This window comes from Pseudomonas sp. GW823-FHT02C05, assembly GCF_058797595.1.
Map to the genome: position 1 here is coordinate 1 of NZ_JBXAJU010000001.1, position 19,496 is coordinate 19,496.

The 19,496-nt window shown below is 60.3% G+C and carries 22 protein-coding genes and 1 tRNA gene; 15 read left to right on the forward strand and 8 right to left on the reverse strand.

The window, feature by feature from the left end:
- Positions 1 to 281: 281 nt before the first annotated feature.
- Positions 282 to 1,565 (reverse strand): NAD(P)/FAD-dependent oxidoreductase, encoded by a 1,284-nt coding sequence (locus AC1RGE_RS00005; protein WP_072444832.1) that lies wholly within the window; start codon positions 1,563 to 1,565, stop codon positions 282 to 284.
- Between the two features lie 187 nt (positions 1,566 to 1,752).
- On the opposite strand from AC1RGE_RS00005, the gene AC1RGE_RS00010 reads away from it, so the two are divergent.
- Positions 1,753 to 1,829 (forward strand) — tRNA-Val (locus tag AC1RGE_RS00010).
- Between the two features lie 144 nt (positions 1,830 to 1,973).
- Here AC1RGE_RS00010 and catB read toward each other — a convergent pair.
- The 3 genes from catB to AC1RGE_RS00025 form a co-directional block, all read right to left on the reverse strand.
- Positions 1,974 to 2,609: a type B chloramphenicol O-acetyltransferase gene (gene catB, locus AC1RGE_RS00015; RefSeq protein WP_011060392.1), complete on the reverse strand. Its 636-nt coding sequence runs from the start codon at positions 2,607 to 2,609 to the stop codon at positions 1,974 to 1,976.
- A gap of 142 nt (positions 2,610 to 2,751) precedes the next feature.
- Positions 2,752 to 3,372, reverse strand: a complete 621-nt coding sequence (gene prfH, locus AC1RGE_RS00020) for a peptide chain release factor H (RefSeq protein ID WP_105625689.1) — start codon at positions 3,370 to 3,372, stop codon at positions 2,752 to 2,754.
- A complete protein-coding gene (locus AC1RGE_RS00025; RefSeq protein ID WP_072444830.1) occupies positions 3,372 to 4,505 on the reverse strand; it encodes an RNA ligase RtcB family protein in 1,134 nt (377 codons plus the stop codon). The genes prfH and AC1RGE_RS00025 overlap by 1 nt, the downstream gene beginning before the upstream one ends.
- A gap of 274 nt (positions 4,506 to 4,779) precedes the next feature.
- Here AC1RGE_RS00025 and AC1RGE_RS00030 point away from each other — a divergent pair, with 274 nt between their 5' ends.
- The 6 genes from AC1RGE_RS00030 (at position 4,780) to AC1RGE_RS00055 (ending at position 9,169) form a co-directional block, all read left to right on the forward strand.
- Positions 4,780 to 5,100 carry a helix-turn-helix domain-containing protein gene (locus tag AC1RGE_RS00030; protein ID WP_011060395.1) on the forward strand — a complete coding sequence of 107 codons (321 nt, stop codon included), beginning with the start codon at positions 4,780 to 4,782 and terminating at the stop codon, positions 5,098 to 5,100.
- An 88-nt stretch (positions 5,101 to 5,188) separates the two neighbouring features.
- On the forward strand, positions 5,189 to 5,539 hold the full coding sequence (locus tag AC1RGE_RS00035; RefSeq protein WP_041117035.1) for a hypothetical protein: 351 nt from the start codon (positions 5,189 to 5,191) through the stop codon (positions 5,537 to 5,539).
- 343 nt (positions 5,540 to 5,882) lie between these two features.
- On the forward strand, positions 5,883 to 6,512 hold the full coding sequence (locus AC1RGE_RS00040) for a lytic polysaccharide monooxygenase auxiliary activity family 9 protein (RefSeq protein ID WP_011060397.1): 630 nt from the start codon (positions 5,883 to 5,885) through the stop codon (positions 6,510 to 6,512).
- A gap of 45 nt (positions 6,513 to 6,557) precedes the next feature.
- Positions 6,558 to 8,024, forward strand: coding sequence for a glycosyl hydrolase family 18 protein (locus AC1RGE_RS00045; RefSeq protein WP_053150255.1), 1,467 nt, complete (start codon positions 6,558 to 6,560; stop codon positions 8,022 to 8,024).
- A 163-nt stretch (positions 8,025 to 8,187) separates the two neighbouring features.
- A complete protein-coding gene (locus tag AC1RGE_RS00050) occupies positions 8,188 to 8,649 on the forward strand; it encodes a DUF2214 family protein (RefSeq protein ID WP_041774567.1) in 462 nt (153 codons plus the stop codon).
- A 79-nt stretch (positions 8,650 to 8,728) separates the two neighbouring features.
- Positions 8,729 to 9,169, forward strand: a complete 441-nt coding sequence (locus tag AC1RGE_RS00055; RefSeq protein WP_011060400.1) for a VOC family protein — start codon at positions 8,729 to 8,731, stop codon at positions 9,167 to 9,169.
- Positions 9,170 to 9,407: 238 nt separating this feature from the next.
- On the opposite strand, the gene csrA is transcribed toward AC1RGE_RS00055, so the two are convergent.
- Positions 9,408 to 9,602, reverse strand: a complete 195-nt coding sequence (gene csrA / locus AC1RGE_RS00060; protein ID WP_007920550.1) for a carbon storage regulator CsrA — start codon at positions 9,600 to 9,602, stop codon at positions 9,408 to 9,410.
- 265 nt (positions 9,603 to 9,867) lie between these two features.
- Here csrA and AC1RGE_RS00065 point away from each other — a divergent pair, with 265 nt between their 5' ends.
- On the forward strand, positions 9,868 to 10,218 hold the full coding sequence (locus tag AC1RGE_RS00065; protein WP_011060401.1) for a hypothetical protein: 351 nt from the start codon (positions 9,868 to 9,870) through the stop codon (positions 10,216 to 10,218).
- A 51-nt stretch (positions 10,219 to 10,269) separates the two neighbouring features.
- Here the strand turns inward: AC1RGE_RS00065 and AC1RGE_RS00070 are convergent, their stop codons facing one another.
- From AC1RGE_RS00070 to AC1RGE_RS00080, 3 genes are all read right to left on the reverse strand, one after another.
- Positions 10,270 to 10,959 (reverse strand): endonuclease, encoded by a 690-nt coding sequence (locus AC1RGE_RS00070; protein WP_011060402.1) that lies wholly within the window; start codon positions 10,957 to 10,959, stop codon positions 10,270 to 10,272.
- Between the two features lie 4 nt (positions 10,960 to 10,963).
- Positions 10,964 to 11,233 (reverse strand): DUF1654 domain-containing protein, encoded by a 270-nt coding sequence (locus AC1RGE_RS00075; RefSeq protein ID WP_015634917.1) that lies wholly within the window; start codon positions 11,231 to 11,233, stop codon positions 10,964 to 10,966.
- Between the two features lie 188 nt (positions 11,234 to 11,421).
- Positions 11,422 to 12,510 (reverse strand): asparaginase, encoded by a 1,089-nt coding sequence (locus AC1RGE_RS00080; RefSeq protein WP_011060404.1) that lies wholly within the window; start codon positions 12,508 to 12,510, stop codon positions 11,422 to 11,424.
- 338 nt (positions 12,511 to 12,848) lie between these two features.
- Between AC1RGE_RS00080 and AC1RGE_RS00085 the strand changes: the two genes are divergently transcribed.
- The 7 genes from AC1RGE_RS00085 to rbsD all read left to right on the forward strand — a co-directional run bounded on the left by AC1RGE_RS00085 (position 12,849) and on the right by rbsD (position 19,478).
- Positions 12,849 to 13,298, forward strand: a complete 450-nt coding sequence (locus AC1RGE_RS00085; RefSeq protein WP_011060405.1) for a hypothetical protein — start codon at positions 12,849 to 12,851, stop codon at positions 13,296 to 13,298.
- Between the two features lie 272 nt (positions 13,299 to 13,570).
- Positions 13,571 to 14,527 carry a sugar ABC transporter substrate-binding protein gene (locus AC1RGE_RS00090; RefSeq protein ID WP_011060406.1) on the forward strand — a complete coding sequence of 319 codons (957 nt, stop codon included), beginning with the start codon at positions 13,571 to 13,573 and terminating at the stop codon, positions 14,525 to 14,527.
- Positions 14,528 to 14,584: 57 nt separating this feature from the next.
- Entirely contained in the window at positions 14,585 to 16,138 is a 1,554-nt protein-coding gene (locus AC1RGE_RS00095; RefSeq protein WP_183000830.1) for a sugar ABC transporter ATP-binding protein, read from the forward strand.
- Complete coding sequence (locus AC1RGE_RS00100; RefSeq protein ID WP_011060408.1) at positions 16,135 to 17,109, forward strand: ABC transporter permease; 975 nt, start codon at positions 16,135 to 16,137, stop codon at positions 17,107 to 17,109. Before AC1RGE_RS00095 ends, AC1RGE_RS00100 begins: the two co-directional genes overlap by 4 nt.
- Positions 17,110 to 17,112: 3 nt before the next feature.
- Positions 17,113 to 18,135 carry a LacI family DNA-binding transcriptional regulator gene (locus tag AC1RGE_RS00105; RefSeq protein ID WP_011060409.1) on the forward strand — a complete coding sequence of 341 codons (1,023 nt, stop codon included), beginning with the start codon at positions 17,113 to 17,115 and terminating at the stop codon, positions 18,133 to 18,135.
- Between the two features lie 24 nt (positions 18,136 to 18,159).
- Positions 18,160 to 19,077 (forward strand): ribokinase, encoded by a 918-nt coding sequence (gene rbsK / locus AC1RGE_RS00110; RefSeq protein WP_053157380.1) that lies wholly within the window; start codon positions 18,160 to 18,162, stop codon positions 19,075 to 19,077.
- The gene (rbsD, locus tag AC1RGE_RS00115; protein ID WP_103289795.1) at positions 19,074 to 19,478 is read left to right on the forward strand and encodes a D-ribose pyranase; all 405 of its coding nucleotides are present in this window, start codon (positions 19,074 to 19,076) and stop codon (positions 19,476 to 19,478) included. Before rbsK ends, rbsD begins: the two co-directional genes overlap by 4 nt.
- Positions 19,479 to 19,496 lie beyond the last annotated feature (18 nt).

A 19,496-nucleotide genomic window follows, 5' to 3' on the forward strand; every position in this document is an offset into this window, starting at 1 on the left:
GCGGTAGTTCAGTCGGTTAGAATACCGGCCTGTCACGCCGGGGGTCGCGGGTTCGAGTCCCGTCCGCTGCGCCATATCAGCCTCAAGGAACACTGAACGCCTTGGAGCAACGAAACAAGCCAACAGCTTGCTTCGCATCGATAGCAAAGACCCTGGTCGCAAGACCGGGGTTTTTTGTTTTCGGGATTCGTTCTTTGGCAGCGTCTTTTACTTGCTGCTGAGCGAACACAAAAAAACCGCCTTCTCGGCGGTTTTTTTGTGCTTGTAAGGAGGTCCGGCTTTCAGAAACCGAGCTTGTCCCGAAGGCTGTAGTACCAAGCGCCCAGGGCGGTGAATGGCGTGCGCAGCAACTGGCCGCCGGGGAAGGGGTAGTGAGGCAGGTCGGCAAAGGCGTCAAAGCGCTCAGCCTGGCCGCGCAGGGCCTCCGCCAGGACTTTCCCGGCCAGGTGGGTGTAGGTCACGCCGTGGCCGCTGCAGCCCTGGGAGTAGTAGATATTGTCCCCCAGGCGCCCAACCTGGGGCAGACGCGACAGCGTCAGCAGGAAGTTGCCGGTCCAGGCGTAATCGATCTTCACGTTCTGCAGTTGCGGGAAGGCCTTGAGCATTTTCGGTCGGATGATGGCCTCGATGTTCGCCGGGTCGCGGGCGCCATACACCACGCCGCCACCGAAAATCAGGCGCTTGTCGCCGGAGAGGCGGTAGTAGTCCAGCAGGTAGTTGCAGTCTTCGACGCAGTAATCCTGGGGCAACAGTCTGGCTGCCAGCTCATCGCTCAGGGGCTCGGTGGTGATGACCTGGGTTCCGCAAGGCATGGACTTGGCTGCCAGCTCCGGAACCAGATTGCCCAGGTAGGCATTGCCGGCAACGATGATGAATTTGGCGCGGACCTTTCCTTGGGGCGTGTGGACCACCGGATTGGCGCCGCGCTCGATGCGGATTGCCGGGGACTGCTCATAGAGGGTGCCGCCCAGCGACTCCACGGCAGCCGCTTCACCCAGTGCCAGGTTCAGTGGATGGATGTGGCCGCCGCTCATGTCGAGCATGCCGCCCTTGTATTGATCGCAGGCCACGATTTCGCGGATACGCCGCTCATCCAGCAATTCCAGCTGGGTGTGGCCGTAGCGCTCCCACAGGCGCTTCTGCGACTCCAGATGACCCATCTGCTTGCTGGTCAGCGCTGCGAATACACCGCCGTCCTTCAGATCGCACTGGATCTGGTATTTGGCCACCCGTTCACGAATGATCCGGCCGCCCTCAAAGGCCATCTGCCCCAGCAGTTGTGCCTGCTTGGGGCCGACGCTGCGTTCGATCACGTCGATATCGCGGCTGTAGCTGTTGACGATCTGCCCGCCATTGCGCCCTGAAGCGCCAAAGCCGACCTTGGCGGCCTCCAGTACGGTCACACGAAAGCCGTTTTCCAGGAGGAACAGGGCGCTGGACAGGCCGGTATAACCCGCACCGATCACGCAGACATCGGTTTCAATCTCGCCTTGGAGCATCGGACGTTCCGGAGCCGCATTGGCCGATGCCGCGTAATAGGACTGTGGGTAGGGAATGTTCGCCATCCTGCGACCTCATGTGTTTAATATATTTTACGAGTGCGCCGATGCTACCTGAGTTGCAAATGAGCTGCCAGACAGAAGAAAAAACTTCTTCATCCCGCGAAAATTAAAAAATTCGCATATTCATAGGCTTAGCTGCAAAAAAGGTGTTGACACCCCTTTGGAATTCCGTAGAATGCCGCCTCACAGCAGGCACGTAGCTCAGTTGGTTAGAGCACCACCTTGACATGGTGGGGGTCGTTGGTTCGAGTCCAATCGCGCCTACCAAACAAAATCCGCTCTGCTGGGCGGTCTAGAAGGGGTTCACCGAAAGGTGAGTCCCTTTTTTGTTTCTGGCCATTTTGATGGCTTTGCACGATCCGCCAAGAAGCCCACTGGCATTGCAGCGCTCGCTGCGATCTTGGCCAGTGATCAGTCGGGGCGGATGTGCTCCTGCCAATGTTCAAACAGCGCCTCGACATTGGCACTGGTCATCAGTGGCATCACTGCTTTCAACTGCTCGCTGCTCCAGTTCCACCACTGCATTTCCACAAGCATCTCGATACGCCGATCATCGAAGCGCTTGCGAATCGTCTTGGCGGGGTTACCGCCGATGATTGCGTAGGGTTCCACGTCCCGTGTCACCAGGGCTCGAGTGCCTATCACGGCGCCATCGCCGATCCTGATGCCCGGCATGACAATGGCTTCGGAACCGATCCAGACGTCATTGCCTATCACCGTGTCGCCTGCGGCTTGATATCCATTCTGCGCGCCCGCGAAGGCCGGTTCCTCGGGCATCCAGTAGAGCGGAAAGGTGCTGATCCACTCGCTTCTATGCCCCTGGTTGCCGGCCATGATGAATGCGGCTCCCGAGCCGATTGAGCAGAAAGAGCCGATTATCAGCTTGTCCGCACCTTCCTCGTGGGGCAGGTAGCGCGCGCACTCATCGAAACTATGGCCGTGGTAGTAGCCTGAGTAGTAGCTGAAACGACCTACTCGAATATTCGGGTGGGTGACTTGCCGATCAAGCGTGATGCCCTTGAAGGGGCTATCGAAGTAGTTGTTCATCGGGACTCTGCTCCATGTCTTCAGCGTCCTCTGCATTTGCCGCATCGGTCACCGGTTCAAGATCTTTTACGTATTGCCCTCTGTAGCCACCAACCTGGTTCGGGGAGCCGTCGTGACGATCGGCTTCCCGAACCAGGGCGGGTCAGTCCAGAGGGGTGAAGGCGCTACCACTGAAGGTACGCACGGCATTGCCCCGTTCAACCCGGTGATGGGCGTCACGACGCTGCAAGCGCAGTTCCTGTACGGATTGCTCTTGCCGATCGGCAAGCCGTTGCTGGATCAGTAGACGAGCCAGGCGCTTGTTATCGTGCTGGCTGCGTTCGGACTGCACCTTGACGCTGATGCCGGTCGCTACATGGGTGGCGCGTACCGCGGAGTCGGTCTTGTTCACGTGCTGCCCGCCGGGGCCGGAAGCGCGCATGGCCTCGAAGCGGATCTCGCCGCCCTCGGCTTCTTCCAGGGCGCAGAATGGCTGGCCGGCGAAATACCAGTTCTTGCGTCGATGTGCGGGCCGCAGAGGGCTTTTGCAGATCCACAGCAGGGTGCCTGTCCAGCGTCGAGCCAGGTTTGCGGCGTGCTCGCCATCCAGGCTGACCAGCACCGAGCGATGGGCGTCGCGAGCCTGGCTGGCAACCTGCTCGATGATGCCGAGGCGCACGTTCTGCGCTTCGGCTTCGTGATGCAGGCGGCGTAATGCGTGGGTTACTGCCAATTCGCATTCGGCAGGCCCTTGGGCGGAGGACAGCTGTAGCAACATCATCATCAGCAGCACCCCCGGCGTTTGTAGGTCAGTACCGGTTTGAGTCGGGCGATGATCTTCACCAGGCCGGCGTCGCGCAGGCTGCCCACCACGCTGTCGATGCTCTTGTAGGCTTCGGGAGCCTCTTCGTACATCAGGCCGCGGTCCTCGCAGATCACTCGGCTGCCCAGCTGGGTGCGCTTGAGTTGATCGAAGCTGAAGCGCGTTGCCAGCCGGCCCTTGCAGTCGCTGCGCAGCCACTTGCGCCCGGCGCCGTGCGCCAGGGAGTAGAGGCTGAACGATTGGGGGAGCGGTTGCACCAGGTAGCTGTAGTCGCCACGAGAGCCGGGAATCACCACCGGACCCTGGTCCGATGGCGTGGCGCCCTTGCGATGCAGCCAGCCCGATACGCCGTCGACCTGCGCCGCAGACACCAGGTTGTGATTGATATCCAGCAGCGGCTGGCCCTTGGCCCGCAGATTGTGCAGCAGGCGCTCGGCGATCAGCCGTCGATTGGCCTCGGCAAAGCGCAAGGCCTGGTCGTGCTGCTCCAGGTACTGGGCGCCGGCGGTGCTGGTCATCAACAGGCCGTTGTGGCCGTGTTGGTCGACGTGGCTGCGCAAAATGGCCTCTCCCAGCCCTCGGGAGCCGCTGTGCACCAGCAGCAGCAAGGCTTTCGGGTCCAGTGCCAGTGCTTGCAGGGTGTCGGCGTCATGGACCTGATCGAGTTGTTGCAGTTCGGCGAAGTGGTTGCCGCCGCCGATGGTACCCAGGGAGTGCTCATGACCGCTGACGGGCAATGCCAGTTGCGCGCGTTGTTCATCCCACTGCTCATCCAGGGGCAGGTCGATATTGCCGATTTTCTTTTCCAGCTTGTCGAGGTTGAGGCGAGTGCTGGAGAGGTCGGTTTGCCACAGCGCCATGCCGCAGCCGATGTCGTTGCCCACCAGCGCCGGGTAGGCCACTTCGGTGGAAAAAAATGCCGCGCCCACCGGATAGCCCCGGCCTGGATGCAGGTCGGGCATGCCGACGACCTGGCGCATGCCGGGCAGTTGTGCGGTGGTGTGCAGTTGCTGGAGCGCTTTGTCTTCGATCCAGGTGGTGTCGGAGGCGATCAGAGAGACGCCGTTCGACAAATGACGGATGCAAGTGTCCATGTCCAATTCCTGATTGGAAAAAAATATTCAGGTAGTGGCAGGACGAAGCGGGGGTTAAGCGAAGGCGCTAGCGGGTAGCGGTTGCAGCGTTTAAACCAGGCACGTCCTGCAAGGGGTGATCAGCTGTTGCATGGTGGATCTCCTTGGCAAAAGTGTGGAAAGGGCGCGCAGGTTAATCTTTTGCCCGGGGGCTGGCAATGGTGTGGGCAAACAAAGTGCACCTTCTGCGGCCGCTACGGTCGTAAAACCATCACCTTGTTGAATGAGGATGGTTATGCAGACCTTTGGTGAGCGCTTGAAAGAACAGCGCAAGGCGTTGGGGCTCTCCCAGCAGGAATTCGGTGCCATTGGCGGTGTTGAAGCCAACGCCCAGGGCCGTTACGAGAGCGGTGAGCGGGTGCCCAAATCGGATTACCTGATGGCCATCGGGCGCCACGGCGTTGACCTGCTTTATGTGTTGACCGGCGAGCGCTCGCGCTTGTCCGAGGGCAGCCTGAGCCTGGATGAAAGCACCATTATTCAGAACTACCGCCACCTCGGAGATGAGGATCAGGAGGCGATCGCCCAGCTGGCGTCCTCCCTGGCGGAGTGCTGAGTGGGCGCGGGGGAGTTTTTCTGCTGTTCGCGCGCCTTTTTAACGCGGCCTGAGCGATACTCTCGCGTTTTCAGGACGAGGAGGCAGCATGCGGGTTTTGATGGCGGTAATGGTGGCGGCGCTATTGGCTGGCTGTGCGAGCTCTACCATGGATGAGGCTCGGGCCCGAACGCCCAACAAAACCCTGGCCTCGGCCAAGGCTGATCAACTGGTAGCGCAATGTGTGCAGTTCGCCTGGCAGGACGAGTCGGTCTTTGGTGTCGATGCCGCTGCCTATCTGCAACCGGGCAAGGCTGGGGGGTACACCGTGTATACCCGTTCCGCCGAGACTTTTGTCGATATCAAGGCCGAGGCAGCGACGACCACCGTCCACTTTTATGCGGTTGCAGACAGCTATGTCTCGAAGCGTCGCCTGGCGGCGCTAGCGACCTGTCTGTAACGCAGAGGATAGTCACTGGCGTTGGTATTTGACGCTATCAGGTACAAACCCGGCATCGGCCGGGTTTTGTCATTTCTGGGGAAGGGTTTCCAGCTGGTCAGGCCAGCTGTTATTGGCGATCTGTGGAAACACCCAATAAGCCTGTAGCAAAGCGTGTAATACATTGCCTCTTCAAACTGTCAGTTGAAATAAGGAAGTCCAGGGATTAAGGGGGCTGGGGCGGACTTTTGTAAATTGTCCTGAATGGTTAGTTTTTGTGGTGATGAAAAAAGCAGGGAAAAGTGCGCTAAGTTGAGGGTGCTCAATAAGGAGCAGTAGTTAATTAATCAATGGAGTGAAAGATATGAATAAGCCACAGGCTCAACTAAAACATGGTCGCGTTGTTTCTCCGTCCAGCCGCGGTGCGGTAGCGGTAGAACTGGGGCTGCTGGGAACCTGGCAGGTCAACGAGATGGAAGGCGGGAAAAACTTTCCGGCCCTCGCCGCCGGTCCTTTCCCAAAGCCTTACGACAGCGATGTGGCCAGTGTCGCGCCACCCGCCGACGGTCATATTCTCAGTGGCGGCAAGGTTGATGATCGCGATTGCATCAACTTCACCAACGAGGAAATGTCGAAAAAGATCAACCGGCCCTTCACTTGGCCGCTGGTGAACGTGAACCCGGGCCAGGTGTTCCAGGTGCAGTGGGAATACACCGCACCTCACGTTACCCGGGGCTATAACTGGTTCATCACCAAGGACGGCTGGGACCCGAAACAGCGCATCAGTCGCGCCCAGCTGGAACCCCAGGCTTTTTATCAGGACTTCTACACCGAAGTGCCATTCGACAAGTTCGGTTCGGTATTGAAAGCCAAGACTCATCATGAAGTTGTGCTGCCCAAAAATAAAAAGGGCCACCATGTTGTAGTACTGGTGTGGATTGTTGCCAATACCGGCAATGGCTTTTATCAGGCTTTCGATCTGGACTTTAAATAAGTTTCAGGTAGTTAACATTTTCTGACAGTTCTGAAGGATTAGAACGTGGATAAGATCGATTTTGCATTAATCAAGAGTCAGGCCGCAGATGCTGCTTCCCTGATGCCGAGCATTGCCGGCAAGAAGGTGCTCATGGGCTTCTGGCACAACTGGGCCGCCGGTCACAGCGACGGCTACCAGCAGGGGCAATTCGCCAACCTGGATCTGGTGGACGTGCCCAAGGAATACAACGTGGTTGCAGTGGCCTTCATGAAGGGCAACGGTATTCCCACCTTCAAGCCCTACAACCTTTCGGACGCCGAGTTCCGGCGCCAGGTGGGCGTGCTCAACAGCCAGGGCCGGGCGGTATTGATCTCCCTGGGCGGCGCCGATGCCCATATCGAATTGCACAAGGGCAACGAACAGCCCCTGGCCAACGAAATCATCCGTCTGGTGGAAACCTACGGCTTCGATGGCCTGGATATCGACCTGGAGCAGAGCGCCATCGACTTTGCCGACAACAAGAGTGTGCTGCCAGCCGCCTTGAAGCTGGTGAAGGATCATTACGCCGGCCAGGGCAAGCACTTCATCATCAGCATGGCGCCTGAGTTTCCATACCTGACCAGCAATGGCAAGTACGTGGCCTACCTGCAGGCCCTGGAAGGCTATTACGACTTTGTCGCGCCGCAGTTCTATAACCAGGGAGGCGACGGGCTCTGGGTGCAGGAGGCCAATGGCGGGCAGGGCGCCTGGATCGCCCAGAACAATGACGCGATGAAAGAGGATTTCCTCTACTACCTGAGCGAAAGCCTGGCCTCCGGTACCCGTGGTTTCACTCGCATTGCCGCGGACAAGCTGGTGATAGGCCTGCCAAGCAACGTCGATGCCGCGGCCACTGGCTATGTGATCGACCCGTCGGCGGTGAGCAATGCGTTCAAGCGCTTGCAGGGCGCCGGTCACGCCATCAAGGGGTTGATGACCTGGTCGGTGAACTGGGATGCCGGCGTCAGTCGGCAGGGCGTGCCCTACAACTGGGAGTTTCGTCATCGCTATGCGCCGCTGATCCATGGCGATGGCGGTGAGCCGGAGCGCCCAGGTGCTCCTGGAAACCTGATGGTACTGGGCACCAGTCGCAGCAGCGTCAACCTGAGCTGGGGCGTTTCCGGTAGTGTGCGGCCGGTGGAGTTCTACACCTTGTACCGCGACGGCAATGCGGTCGCTCGCACCCCCTCTCCGGGCTTCGAGGATCAGGGGCTGAGTGCGGACACCCAATACAGCTATTTTGTGACCGCTACCGACACTCAGGGCCAGGAGTCGCTCCCCAGCCGCAGTGTGAGTGCCAGGACCGCAGGCGGTGCGGTCGATCCGAGCTTTCCCGAGTGGCGCACCAGCCAGCACTACCTCAGGGAGGATGGAGTGACTTACGAAGGCAATCGTTACCTGTGCCTTCAGGAGCACACCTCCAACCCGGGCTGGACGCCATCCGTAGCGTTCACCCTGTGGAGCAAGGTGCTGCAGGAGCGTCATGGCTGAGTTGTGACGGCCATTGATGAAGTTGAGTGGCCAGGCGGTTCTTGCGGAAGTTGTCGATCCGTGCGAGCCGCTTTTTTCGTTTCCGCTGGCCGGCAACAGCCCGGGTTATGAGCTATTACTGAGCTGCCCGGATGTGTCGATCAATCAAGCGGAGATGAGCTCGATGTTGCAGCAATGGTTGCTGGCGGCTGTGCATTTGCTGGCGTTTGCCAGTGCCTTTGCCGGGGTACTGGCGCGTGCTTCGGCATTGCGTCGCCTGGGCGGCGGCGCTGCGGCGCCCGGGCAGGTGTTGCGGGCCGACAATGTCTGGGGGCTGATGGCCGCGGTGTTGTTGATCACCGGGTTGTTGCGGGCTTTTGGCGGTTATGGCAAGGGTACGGAGTATTACCTGCACCAGCCGCTGTTCCATCTGAAGATGACGCTGTTCGTGATCATCCTGTTGCTGGAGGTCCTGCCGATGCTGACCTTGATCCGCTGGCGCATGGCCCTGGGGCGAGGGGTGGCGCCACAGATCGGGCGGGCGCTGCTGTTCGCCCGTATCAGCGATGTGCAGGCCCTGCTCATGGTGTTGATGGTCATCGCCGCCAGCGGCATGGCGCGTGGGGTGACCTGGGCTCAGTTGTAATCATTGGTAAGCGGGGCTGCACTGCGTGGCTGCTTGAGAGTAGGCTCGCGGCTCTATCAATGAGCAATGGAAGCCTTCGATGTTTCAAATGAATGACCTGGTGCCGGAGATGCTGGTCACCGACCTGCAGCGCAGTCTGGCCTTCTACTGCGATCTTCTGGGCTTCAAGGTGGAGTATCAGCGGCCGGAACACTTCTTTGCCTTCCTCTCCCTCAATGGTGCCCAACTGATGCTGGAGCAGGATGACCAGCAGGAATCGGAGTGGCGCGTGGGGCCCTTGCAGGCTCCATTTGGCCGCGGCATGAACCTGTCCATCGAGTGCCCGGATATTCGCCAGTTGGCAGCCGCCCTGGCTCGGGCGGGCATTGCCTTGCGTCGAGAGATTCAGGAGTGCTGGTACCGTCACGACGAATTGCTGCACGGCGAGTTGAACCTGCTGGTACTCGACCCGGATGGTTACCTGCTGCGCTTTACCCAGGACCTGGGCTTCAAGCCTGTGGAGCCTGCAGCGGACGCCTGACCGCCGCACCGGTGCGCCGCCTGCAATGCAGCGGCGGCGTGTGTCGGGAATCAACGGTCGGGCTCGCTATCGCGAAAGGGCGATAATCAGTGGTTGACGACAGTCTGATGGGCGGGAATCTGCTGTGGCTGCAACCGGGCGAGGGTGTGCGGGCCGTCTGCGGGGAAAAGCTCAAGGCAAACAAGACAGGCGCTGCGCCAGCCGTTGTGCGCGGGCAAAAGGCTGGTGCTCATGCTGTTCAGGGGGTTTCGCGTTTGTCCGGAGCGGTCAGGCCTGCCTGAATGCGTTGATAGATTTCTTCACGGTGTACCGCGACGTCTTTTGGCGCGTTGATACCAATGCGCACTTGCTGGCCGCTGACGCCGAGAATGGTGATCGTAATGTCGTCACCGATGTTTATGCTTTCACCGACTTTGCGGGTGAGTATCAGCATGATCTTCTCCTTGATAGCTTTGTAGGGCACCAGATTCAAACAGTGCAGAGGTCGGTCTTAGGTATAGATTAGTGCGAAGTTCCACTGAGTGGGTGCCTCTTTCTGACGCGCAGAAGATCTATTAATTCCCAAGGCGCAACTATACATAGGCAATAAATATCATTCTTCCTGTTTCGGTCCGATTTTGTGACGAGGTCTCTCGGGTCATGAGTGCTAAAATCGCCACCTCAGACTTTCTAGGGGTTAGGTTGTGCGCACAGTAGCGATGATGATGGCGGTATTGGCGTTGGCCGGTTGTGGGGAAGGCAAGCGGGTCGAAGCGAACAAGAGCACGGCGGTGGCAGTACAGACCCAGCCGGCCTCGACCGAGCCGCAATGGGATGTGCTGGTGGGCAGCCCGCTCCCCCTGGCGGTGAGTGACCTGACCGGCTGGCTGATCGAGCACGGGGTAATTTCCAATGTGGTGACCGTGGACGGCAAGCGTCTGGTCGTGGTCGGTCCGTTTGCTTCCCAGGCCGAGGCCGAGGCGAAGAAGAATGAAGTGACCGAAAAGCTGGTCAAGGCCAAGAAGCGTGACATCGAAGTCACGGTCATCGAGCATCAAGCCGCGCAGTAAGCCCGTTTCCATAGGCTCAATGATCGCCCGCCACCCGCGGGCGATCTGCGTTCAGCCACAAGCCTTGAGGTTGACTGCGCCGACGAATTCATTGCCGCGCCCCATCACGCAAGCCACGCTCTGATTGCGCTGGCGCTCCCAGGCCTGTACTGGATAGGTCTTGTTCCAGGCTTCGAAGAGCTGCCGATCCTGTTTGGAAAGGCGCAGGCCGTACTGCTTGCTCATGTAGAAGTAGGTGCGGGCAATCATCCCGCGAATCGAAGGGCGAGGCATGACCTTCTTGGCCTTGAAGTCGACCTGGGTCAGGCACGAACCGTACTGGCCCGATTGTTCCGGCAGCCAGCCGAAGCTGAAATTGCTGCGATCACCATTCACTTCGCCAATGCTCGGTACCAGATTGTGCAGGTCGGCCTCGGCGCGCTGATAGACCGAATCGGTGCGTGTGCAGTTCTTGCGACCGCCTTGTTGCCAGCACTGGCGCTGATGGCCGATCTGCCAGGCCGGCACTATATGCTCCCATTCAATGCGTTCGGCGCGTTTGGCGTTCTTGCGCGGAACATAGCCGCAGGCCGCCAGGTTCACCCGGTTGCCGTTGTATTTGCAGCCGCAATAGAACTCGGTGGATTGGGGGGCGTAGAGCTTCCAGGCGACTTTCTTGGCTTCGCTGAAGGTGCGGGGTGCATCGGCTTGGGCGGAACAGGCGAGAAACAGCAACAGCAGGGCAAAACAACGGACACTCATCGACTCAATCTTCCTTCGGCACGACCCAGAAAATCTGCACACCGCCATCGTCGCGGTAGGCGAGGGTGACGTTGTCGTTTTCGGCGATCTCCTCCAGCAGGCGTTCCCACTCATCCTGTGGCTCATCGGCGAGGCGGAAGATCAGCGCTGCCTTGGCCTTTTGTGCGGTGGGAGAGTTGATGATTTTCTGGATGCGCACACCCAGGCGTTCGTAGGAGCTGAGGGGCGTTTGGGTCGTGGCCACGGAACATTCCTTATTAAGCTGTACGTGCATACAGTATTTAACTGTAGGGCATTTCGCAACTGCTTAAAATTCAAGAAGTTCCTCTGACAACGCTTTATGCATTTGTCTCACGAGGAGAGCAGATTTTTTTGCATGGGGGAAAGAGGGGGGAACCACCCGCCCGGGCGGGCGAGTGGTTGCAAGCATGCTCGACCGGGGCCGGTCGAGCAGAGGGGCTGTCAGTATTCCCAGAACATGCGTTGCAGTTCCTTGCTGTCCTGGGTCTTGGTCAGGGCGACCATGGCCAGGATGCGGGCTTTCTGCGGGTTCAGGTCATGAGCCACGACCCAGTCGTACTTGTCGTCAGGCTGTTCGGCGTTGCGCAGTACGAAACCGCCGGCATTGACGTGGGAAGAACGAATGATCTGTACGCCATTCTTGCGCAGTTCCTGCAGGGCTGGGACCACACGGGAAGACACCGAGCCATTGCCGGTACCGGCGTGGATGATGGCTTTGGCGCCACCTTGGGCCAGGGCCTTGTAGGCGGTGTCGCTGACGTTGCCGTAGCCGTAGGCGATTTCTACGTCAGGCAGGCTCTTGATGTTCTTGATGTCGAATTCCGAATCCATGGTGTGGCGCTTGGCTGGCAGGCGGAACCAGTAGGATTTGCCTTCCACCACCATGCCCAGCGGGCCCCATGGGCTCTTGAAGGCTTCGGTCTTGATGTTGATCATCTTGCTGACATCGCGGCCGGACTGGATTTCATCGTTCATGGTCACCAGTACGCCTTTGCCGCGGGCGTTCTTGCTGCCGGCCACAGCCACAGCGTTGTACAGGTTGAGCATGCCGTCAGCCGACATTGCGGTACCCGGGCGCATGGAGCCGACTACAACGATTGGCTTGTCGGTCTTTTCCACCAGGTTGAGGAAGTAGGCGGTTTCTTCCAGGGTATCGGTACCGTGGGTGATGACGATGCCATCGACGTCCTTGCTGTCGGCCAGTTCGGCAACGCGGCGGCCCAGTTGCAGCAGGTTTTCGTTGGTGATGCTTTCCGAGGCGATTTGCATGACTTGCTCGCCACGCACGTTGGCCAGTTGGCTCAACTCGGGAATGCCGGCGATCAGTTGTTCGATGCCGACCTTGGCCGCCTGGTAGGTGGCGCTGTTGGCCGCGCTGGCGCCGGCGCCGGCGATGGTGCCGCCGGTGGCGAGAACCACGACGTTGGACAGTTTCTGTTGGGTTTCAGCTTCTTTGGCTTGCAGGGCTGCAGGTAGAAGCAGGAGGAGGGCCAAAGCGCCCGGGGCGAAGGATTTGAAGGCAGATTTCATTATTTTCTCTCTAGTAGTGAGACGGTGCTGATGCAGGTTCATCTAGAAACACCCCGGCGGCAGATCTGTATGCGCCGGGGCAGCGAGGGTGGAGCAGGATCTGTACCAGCGCTACCTTGGCTGGATGACTATTTTAAGTTACTGATTTATATCAATTTTATTTCTGTTTTTATGCGTAAGAAGTCATGTGGCGTCCGGGTTTCCGAACGTTTTCAAGGTGGCGCGTTCGGCAATCCGAAAATGCTCGTCACAAGTCCCGGGATGACTTCTCGCTCATCCATTAAAGATTGTTCTGCAGCGGTCGATGATCCTTCTAGGATTTTTCACCAGGAGTTCCCATGTCACTGTCAGTAGGATTTCCAGGGGCAGGAGCCATTCTGATCAATGGCAAGTCGCCCGCGACCATCGATGCGTTGAGTAATGCCGCCGCCGAACAGGCGTCTACGGCGTTGGGTACCGACGAGTCGGGCACTTTGCGGGTCGGCTCCAGCAAGCAGGCCGAACAGTCTGAAAGCGAAAGCCCAAGCGAAGACAAGCACGGCATCGTGGTAAAGATGCTGCTCAAGCGCATGCAGGAGCTGCAGCAGCAACTTCGCGAGCTGCAACAGCAACTGGCTGCCGCCCAGGCCGCCAACTACCCAACCCCTGAGGCCAAGCAGACGGCAGTGATGGCCATTCAAGGGCAAGTCGCCGATACCAACGGCGCGCTGGCGGAAGTCTCTGGCAACCTGGTCCGGGAGTTGGCCAAGGAGTCGTCTTCCGGTGGCCTGGTGAACACCACTGCCTGAATCATCAGCCTGTCCGGGAGCATTTTTCGGGCAGGTTTTTCTCCTCGTGGCCGGCTGCGGATGGCTACCCACTCTCTCTGATCGCACTTTGAACAGCGTTGACAAACGCTGGCGAGGTTCGCATAGTTCGTTTTACGCAAACGTTTGCGCGGCCTTCGGACAAGGATAATCGTCTATCTTTGCAAGGTTCGCCGTCGGCCAGTGGGGCTGCCTACCTGGCGGTTCCGTTTGACGAACGTTGCTCACAATAATCATAAGATCGGAGTGAACCCATGAAGCTGCCCTTTGCTGGACGTCTCCTCGCTGTCGCCGTTCTCGCCGCTGCATCCGCGGCCCTTCCTTTCTCCTCGGCTCAAGCCGATACCCCGCAGAAACCCAAGGTCGCCCTGGTCATGAAATCCTTGGCCAACGAGTTCTTCCTGACGATGGAAGATGGTGCCAAGGCCTATCAGAAAGAGCATTCCGCCGATTTCGACCTGGTGTCCAACGGCATCAAGGATGAAACCGATACCGCCAACCAGATCCGCATCGTCGAGCAGATGATCGTCTCCAAGGTCAACGCCCTGGTGATTGCCCCGGCTGACTCCAAGGCCATGGTTCCGGTGATCAAGAAGGCCGTGGACGCCGGGATCACGGTGATCAACATCGACAACCAGCTCGACCCCGGCGTGCTGAAGAGCAAGAACATCAGCGTGCCTTTCGTTGGCCCGGACAACCGCAAGGGCGCGCGTCTGGTGGGTGAGTACCTGGCCAAGCAACTCAAGGCCGGTGACGAAGTGGGAATCATCGAAGGGGTTTCCACCACCACCAACGCACAGCAGCGCACCGCCGGCTTCAAGGATGCAATGGAAGCCGCGCAGATCAAGGTGGTGTCGCTGCAGTCGGGCGACTGGGAAATCGACGCCGGCAATCGTGTGGCCTCGGCCATGCTCAGCGAATACCCGAACCTCAAGGCATTGCTGGCCGGTAACGACAGCATGGCGGTAGGCGCGGTTTCGGCAGTCCGGGCTGCCGGCAAGGCAGGCAAGGTGCAGGTCGTGGGCTACGACAACATCAACGCCATCAAGCCGATGCTCAAGGATGGCCGGGTCCTGGCCACTGCCGATCAGTTCGCTGCCAAGCAGGCGGTGTTCGGTATCGAGACCGCGCTGAAGATCCTCAAGGGCGAGAAAGTCGACAGCGGCACCAATGGCGTGATCGAAACTCCGGTTGAACTGGTCACTCAGTAGTCATTGCGGCGGTACAACGGCGCTCGCCCGGTTGGGCGGGCGCATGGAGAGTTTCCTATGTCAGTTTCTGCTGCCAACGCTGTCCTATCGGTCAGCGGTATCGGCAAGACTTATGCGCAACCGGTGTTGACCGGCATCGACCTGACGCTGTTGCGCGGTGAAGTGCTGGCGCTCACCGGCGAGAACGGTGCCGGCAAGAGCACCCTGTCGAAGATCATCGGTGGCCTGGTCAGCCCCACCACAGGGCACATGCAGTTCAATGGCCAGGATTATCGTCCGGGCAGTCGCGCCCAGGCCGAGGATCTGGGCATTCGCATGGTGATGCAGGAGCTCAACCTGCTGCCGACCCTGTCGGTGGCCGAGAACCTGTTCCTCGACAACCTGCCCAGCAGTGGTGGCTGGATCAGCCGCCGGCAATTGCGCAAGGCGGCGATCGAGGCCATGGCCCAGGTCGGTCTGGATGCCATCGACCCCGACACCCTGGTGGGCGAGCTGGGCATCGGCCACCAGCAGATGGTGGAGATCGCCCGTAACCTGATCGGCGACTGCCATGTGCTGATTCTCGATGAGCCCACCGCCATGCTCACGTCCCGCGAGGTAGAAATGCTCTTCGAGCAGATCACCCGCCTGCAGGCCCGCGGCGTGTCGATCATCTATATCTCCCATCGCCTGGAAGAGCTGGCCCGGGTTGCCCAGCGCATCGCGGTATTGCGTGACGGCTGCCTGGTCTGTGTCGAGCCGATGGCCAACTACAACAGCGAGCAACTGGTGAACCTGATGGTGGGCCGCGAGCTGGGCGAGCACATCGACCTGGGCGAGCGCCGGATCGGCGCGCCGGCCTTGACGGTGAGCAACCTCAGCCGCTCGGACAAAGTCCGCGATGTGTCCTTCGAGGTCCGCAGTGGCGAGATCTTCGGAATTTCCGGGTTGATCGGGGCAGGGCGCACCGAGCTGCTGCGCCTGATCTTCGGTGCCGATGTCGCCGACAGCGGCACCATCGCCCTGGGCACCCCGGCGCGCCCGGTGAGCATCCGCTCGCCAGTGGATGCGGTGGCCAACGGCATCGCCCTGATTACCGAGGACCGCAAGGGTGAGGGGCTGCTGTTGACCCAGTCCATCAGCGCCAATATCGCCCTGGGCAACATGCCGGCGATTTCCAGCAGCGGCCTGGTCAATGGCCAGGACGAGGAGCATCTGGCGCAGCGCCAGATCGACGCCATGCGTATCCGCAGCTCCAGCCCGGCGCAACTGGTCAGCGAGCTGTCCGGTGGCAACCAGCAGAAGGTGGTGATCGGCCGCTGGCTGGAGCGCGACTGTTCGGTGCTGCTGTTCGATGAGCCGACCCGTGGCATCGATGTCGGTGCCAAGTTCGATATCTACGGCCTGTTGGGGGAGTTGACCCGGCAGGGCAAGGCCCTTGTGGTGGTGTCCAGCGACCTGCGCGAGCTGATGCTGATCTGCGATCGCATCGGCGTGCTCTCGGCCGGGCGGCTGATCGATACCTTCGAGCGCGACAGCTGGACCCAGGACGAACTGCTTGCCGCGGCATTTGCCGGCTATCAAAAACGAGATGCGCTGATCGATGAAGCGGCGCCTAGGAATGCATCATGAAAACTGCAGCAAGCGGCAAGCGAGGCGGCCACTACTACGGCCTCGGCACTTACCTGGGGTTGGCGGGGGCGCTGCTGGGGATGATCGTGCTGTTCTCCCTACTCAGCAGTCATTTTCTGTCCTATGACACCTTCAGTACCCTGGCCAACCAGATTCCCGACCTGATGGTGCTGGCGGTGGGCATGACCTTCGTCCTGATCATCGGTGGCATCGACCTGTCCGTGGGCTCGGTGCTGGCCCTGGCGGCGTCGACCGTCAGCGTGGCGATTCTCGGCTGGGGCTGGAGCGTGGTGCCCGCGGCGTTGCTGGGCATGGCTTGCGCGGCGCTGGCGGGAACGGTGACCGGTTCGATCACCGTGGCCTGGCGCATTCCTTCGTTCATCGTGTCTCTGGGTGTACTGGAAATGGCCCGCGGCGTGGCCTACCAGATGACGGGCTCACGCACCGCCTACATCGGTGACGCCTTCGCCTGGTTGTCGAATCCGATTGCCTTCGGCATTTCGCCGTCGTTTATCATTGCCCTGCTGATTATTTTCCTGGCCCAGGCGGTGCTGACTCGCACCGTGTTCGGTCGCTACCTGATCGGCATCGGTACCAACGAAGAGGCAGTGCGTCTGGCGGGGATCAACCCCAAACCCTACAAGATCCTGGTCTTCAGCCTGATGGGGTTGCTGGCAGGTATCGCTGCACTGTTTCAGATTTCTCGCCTGGAAGCGGCAGACCCGAACGCGGGCTCCGGTCTGGAGTTGCAAGTCATCGCTGCGGTGGTGATCGGCGGCACCAGCCTGATGGGCGGGCGCGGTTCGGTGATCAGTACCTTCTTTGGCGTCTTGATTATTTCCGTGCTGGCTGCGGGCCTGGCGCAAATCGGCGCATCCGAACCGACCAAGCGCATCATCACTGGTGCGGTCATCGTGATTGCCGTGGTGCTGGACACTTATCGCAGCCAGCGCGCCAATCGGCGGGTTTGATTCATGGCAACAATCAAGGATGTGGCGGCGCTGGCGGGGATTTCCTACACCACGGTGTCCCATGTGCTGAACAAGACGCGGCCAGTCAGTGAGGAAGTTCGGGTCAAGGTCGAGGCCGCTATCGCGCGCCTGGACTATGTGCCCAGCGCGGTGGCGCGTTCGCTGAAGGCCAAGACCACGGCGACCATCGGCTTGCTGGTACCCAACAGCCTCAACCCGTACTTCGCCGAGTTGGCTCGGGGGATCGAGGATTATTGCGAACGCAACGGCTACTGCGTGATCCTCTGCAACTCCGACGACAACCCGCAGAAGCAGCGCAACTACCTGCGGGTATTACTGGAAAAACGTATCGACGGGTTGATTGTCACCTCGGCCGGTGGCGACAGCGGCCTGGCCCAGGGGCTGGCCGGCGTGCGCACGCCGATGGTGATTGTCGACCGTGGGCTGGAAGGGGTGAACGCCGACCTGGTGCGTATCGACCACCAGCACGGTGCCTACCTGGCCACCCGACACCTGCTGGAGCTGGGGCATCGGGACATTGCCTGCATCGGCGGCCCGGGCAATACCAGTGTGGCGCAGATGCGCCTGGCGGGATTCCAGCAGGCGCTGCGTGAGGCCGGTGTCGAGGCGCCTGCCGAGCGCATCCTGGAAAGTGATTTCAGTAGCACTGGTGGTTATCGCGCAGCCGCGCAGTTGCTCGATGGCGGACAGCCGCCGAGCGCGATTTTCGCTGGCAACGACATGATGGGCATCGGGGTGCTGCGCGCGGCAGCGGAGCGCAATATCCGCGTGCCCAGCGAGCTTTCGGTGATCGGCTTCGACGACATCCTCATGAGCCGCTACGTCTACCCGGCGCTGACCACGGTCGGCCAGTCGATCCTGCAACTGGGGGAAACCGCGGCAGAGTTGCTGCTGCGGCGGATCGCCTGCCGGGAGCTGCCGGTCGACCAGCGCATCGTTACGCCGAATATCGTCTTGCGGGAGTCGACGGCGCCGCTCGGTGGCGCTTTCGCCGAATACCGCTGAACCCAACTGATTGAGTACCGATGTATGTCAGCAAAAGTAGTGGTAGTGGGTAGCCTCAACATGGACCTGGTGACTCGGGCCGAGCGCCTGCCCCGAGGGGGCGAGACGCTGATTGGCAAATCCTTCGCCACGGTATCCGGTGGCAAGGGCGCCAATCAGGCGGTGGCTGCGGCCAGGCTGGGAGCGCAGGTGTCGATGGTCGGCTGTGTCGGCGACGATGCCTATGGCGAGCAACTGCGAGGTGCCTTGCTGGCCGAGCAGATCGATTGCCAGGCGGTGAGTGTGGTCGAAGGCTCCAGTGGGGTGGCGCTGATCGTGGTGGATGACAGTAGCCAGAATGCGATTGTCATAGTCGCCGGCGGCAATGGCCAGCTCACTCCCGAGAAGGTCGCCGGGTTCGATGGGGTGCTGCAGGATGGGCAAGTCATCATCTGCCAGCTTGAAGTGCCGCTGGCGACTGTGGGCTACACCCTCAAGCGCGGGCGCGAACTGGGCAAGACGGTGATCCTCAATCCGGCGCCGGCCAGTGGCCCGCTGCCGGCGCAGTGGTATGGCGCGATCGACTACCTGATTCCCAACGAGAGCGAGGCTTCGGCCTTGAGCGGGGTAGCGGTGGACTCCCTGGAGAGCGCTGAAGTGGCTGCCGGTCGCTTGATCGCTGCGGGTGCTGGCAAGGTGATCATCACCCTCGGTGCACAAGGCTCGCTGTTTGCCGATGGCCAGCGTTTCGAGCACTTCCCGGCGCCCAGGGTCAAGGCAATCGATACCACGGCGGCCGGGGACACCTTTGTCGGCGGATTTGCCGCGGCCCTGGCTGCCGGCAAGAGCGAAGCCGAGGCCATCCGCTTTGGCCAGGTGGCTGCGGCGCTGTCGGTGACGCGCGCCGGTGCGCAACCTTCCATTCCCACGCTGTCCGACGTTCAGGCGTTTATCCCTTCATGAAAAAGACCCCTTTGCTCAACATTGCCCTGTCACGCTTGATCGCGTCCCTGGGCCACGGCGATATCGTGGTGATCGGCGATGCCGGCCTGCCGGTGCCCCCGGGCGTGGAGTTGATCGACCTGGCGCTGACCCACGGCGTTCCCGACTTTCTCACTACCTTGAAGGTGTTGCTCAGCGAGATGCAGGTGGAGCGTCATGTGCTGGCCGAAGAAATTCTGCTCAAGCAGCCCCCGCCGCTGGCGGCGCTTGAAGGCATGACCGCCGGTGGTGAGCTGGGGCAGCGGCAGCTCATGAACCACGAGGATTTCAAGGTGCTCAGCCGCCAGGCCCGTGCGGTGATCCGCACCGGGGAGTGCCAGCCGTATTGCAATATCGCCCTGATTGCCGGGGTGACCTTCTAGGCCGCTGTCGGGCCTTTT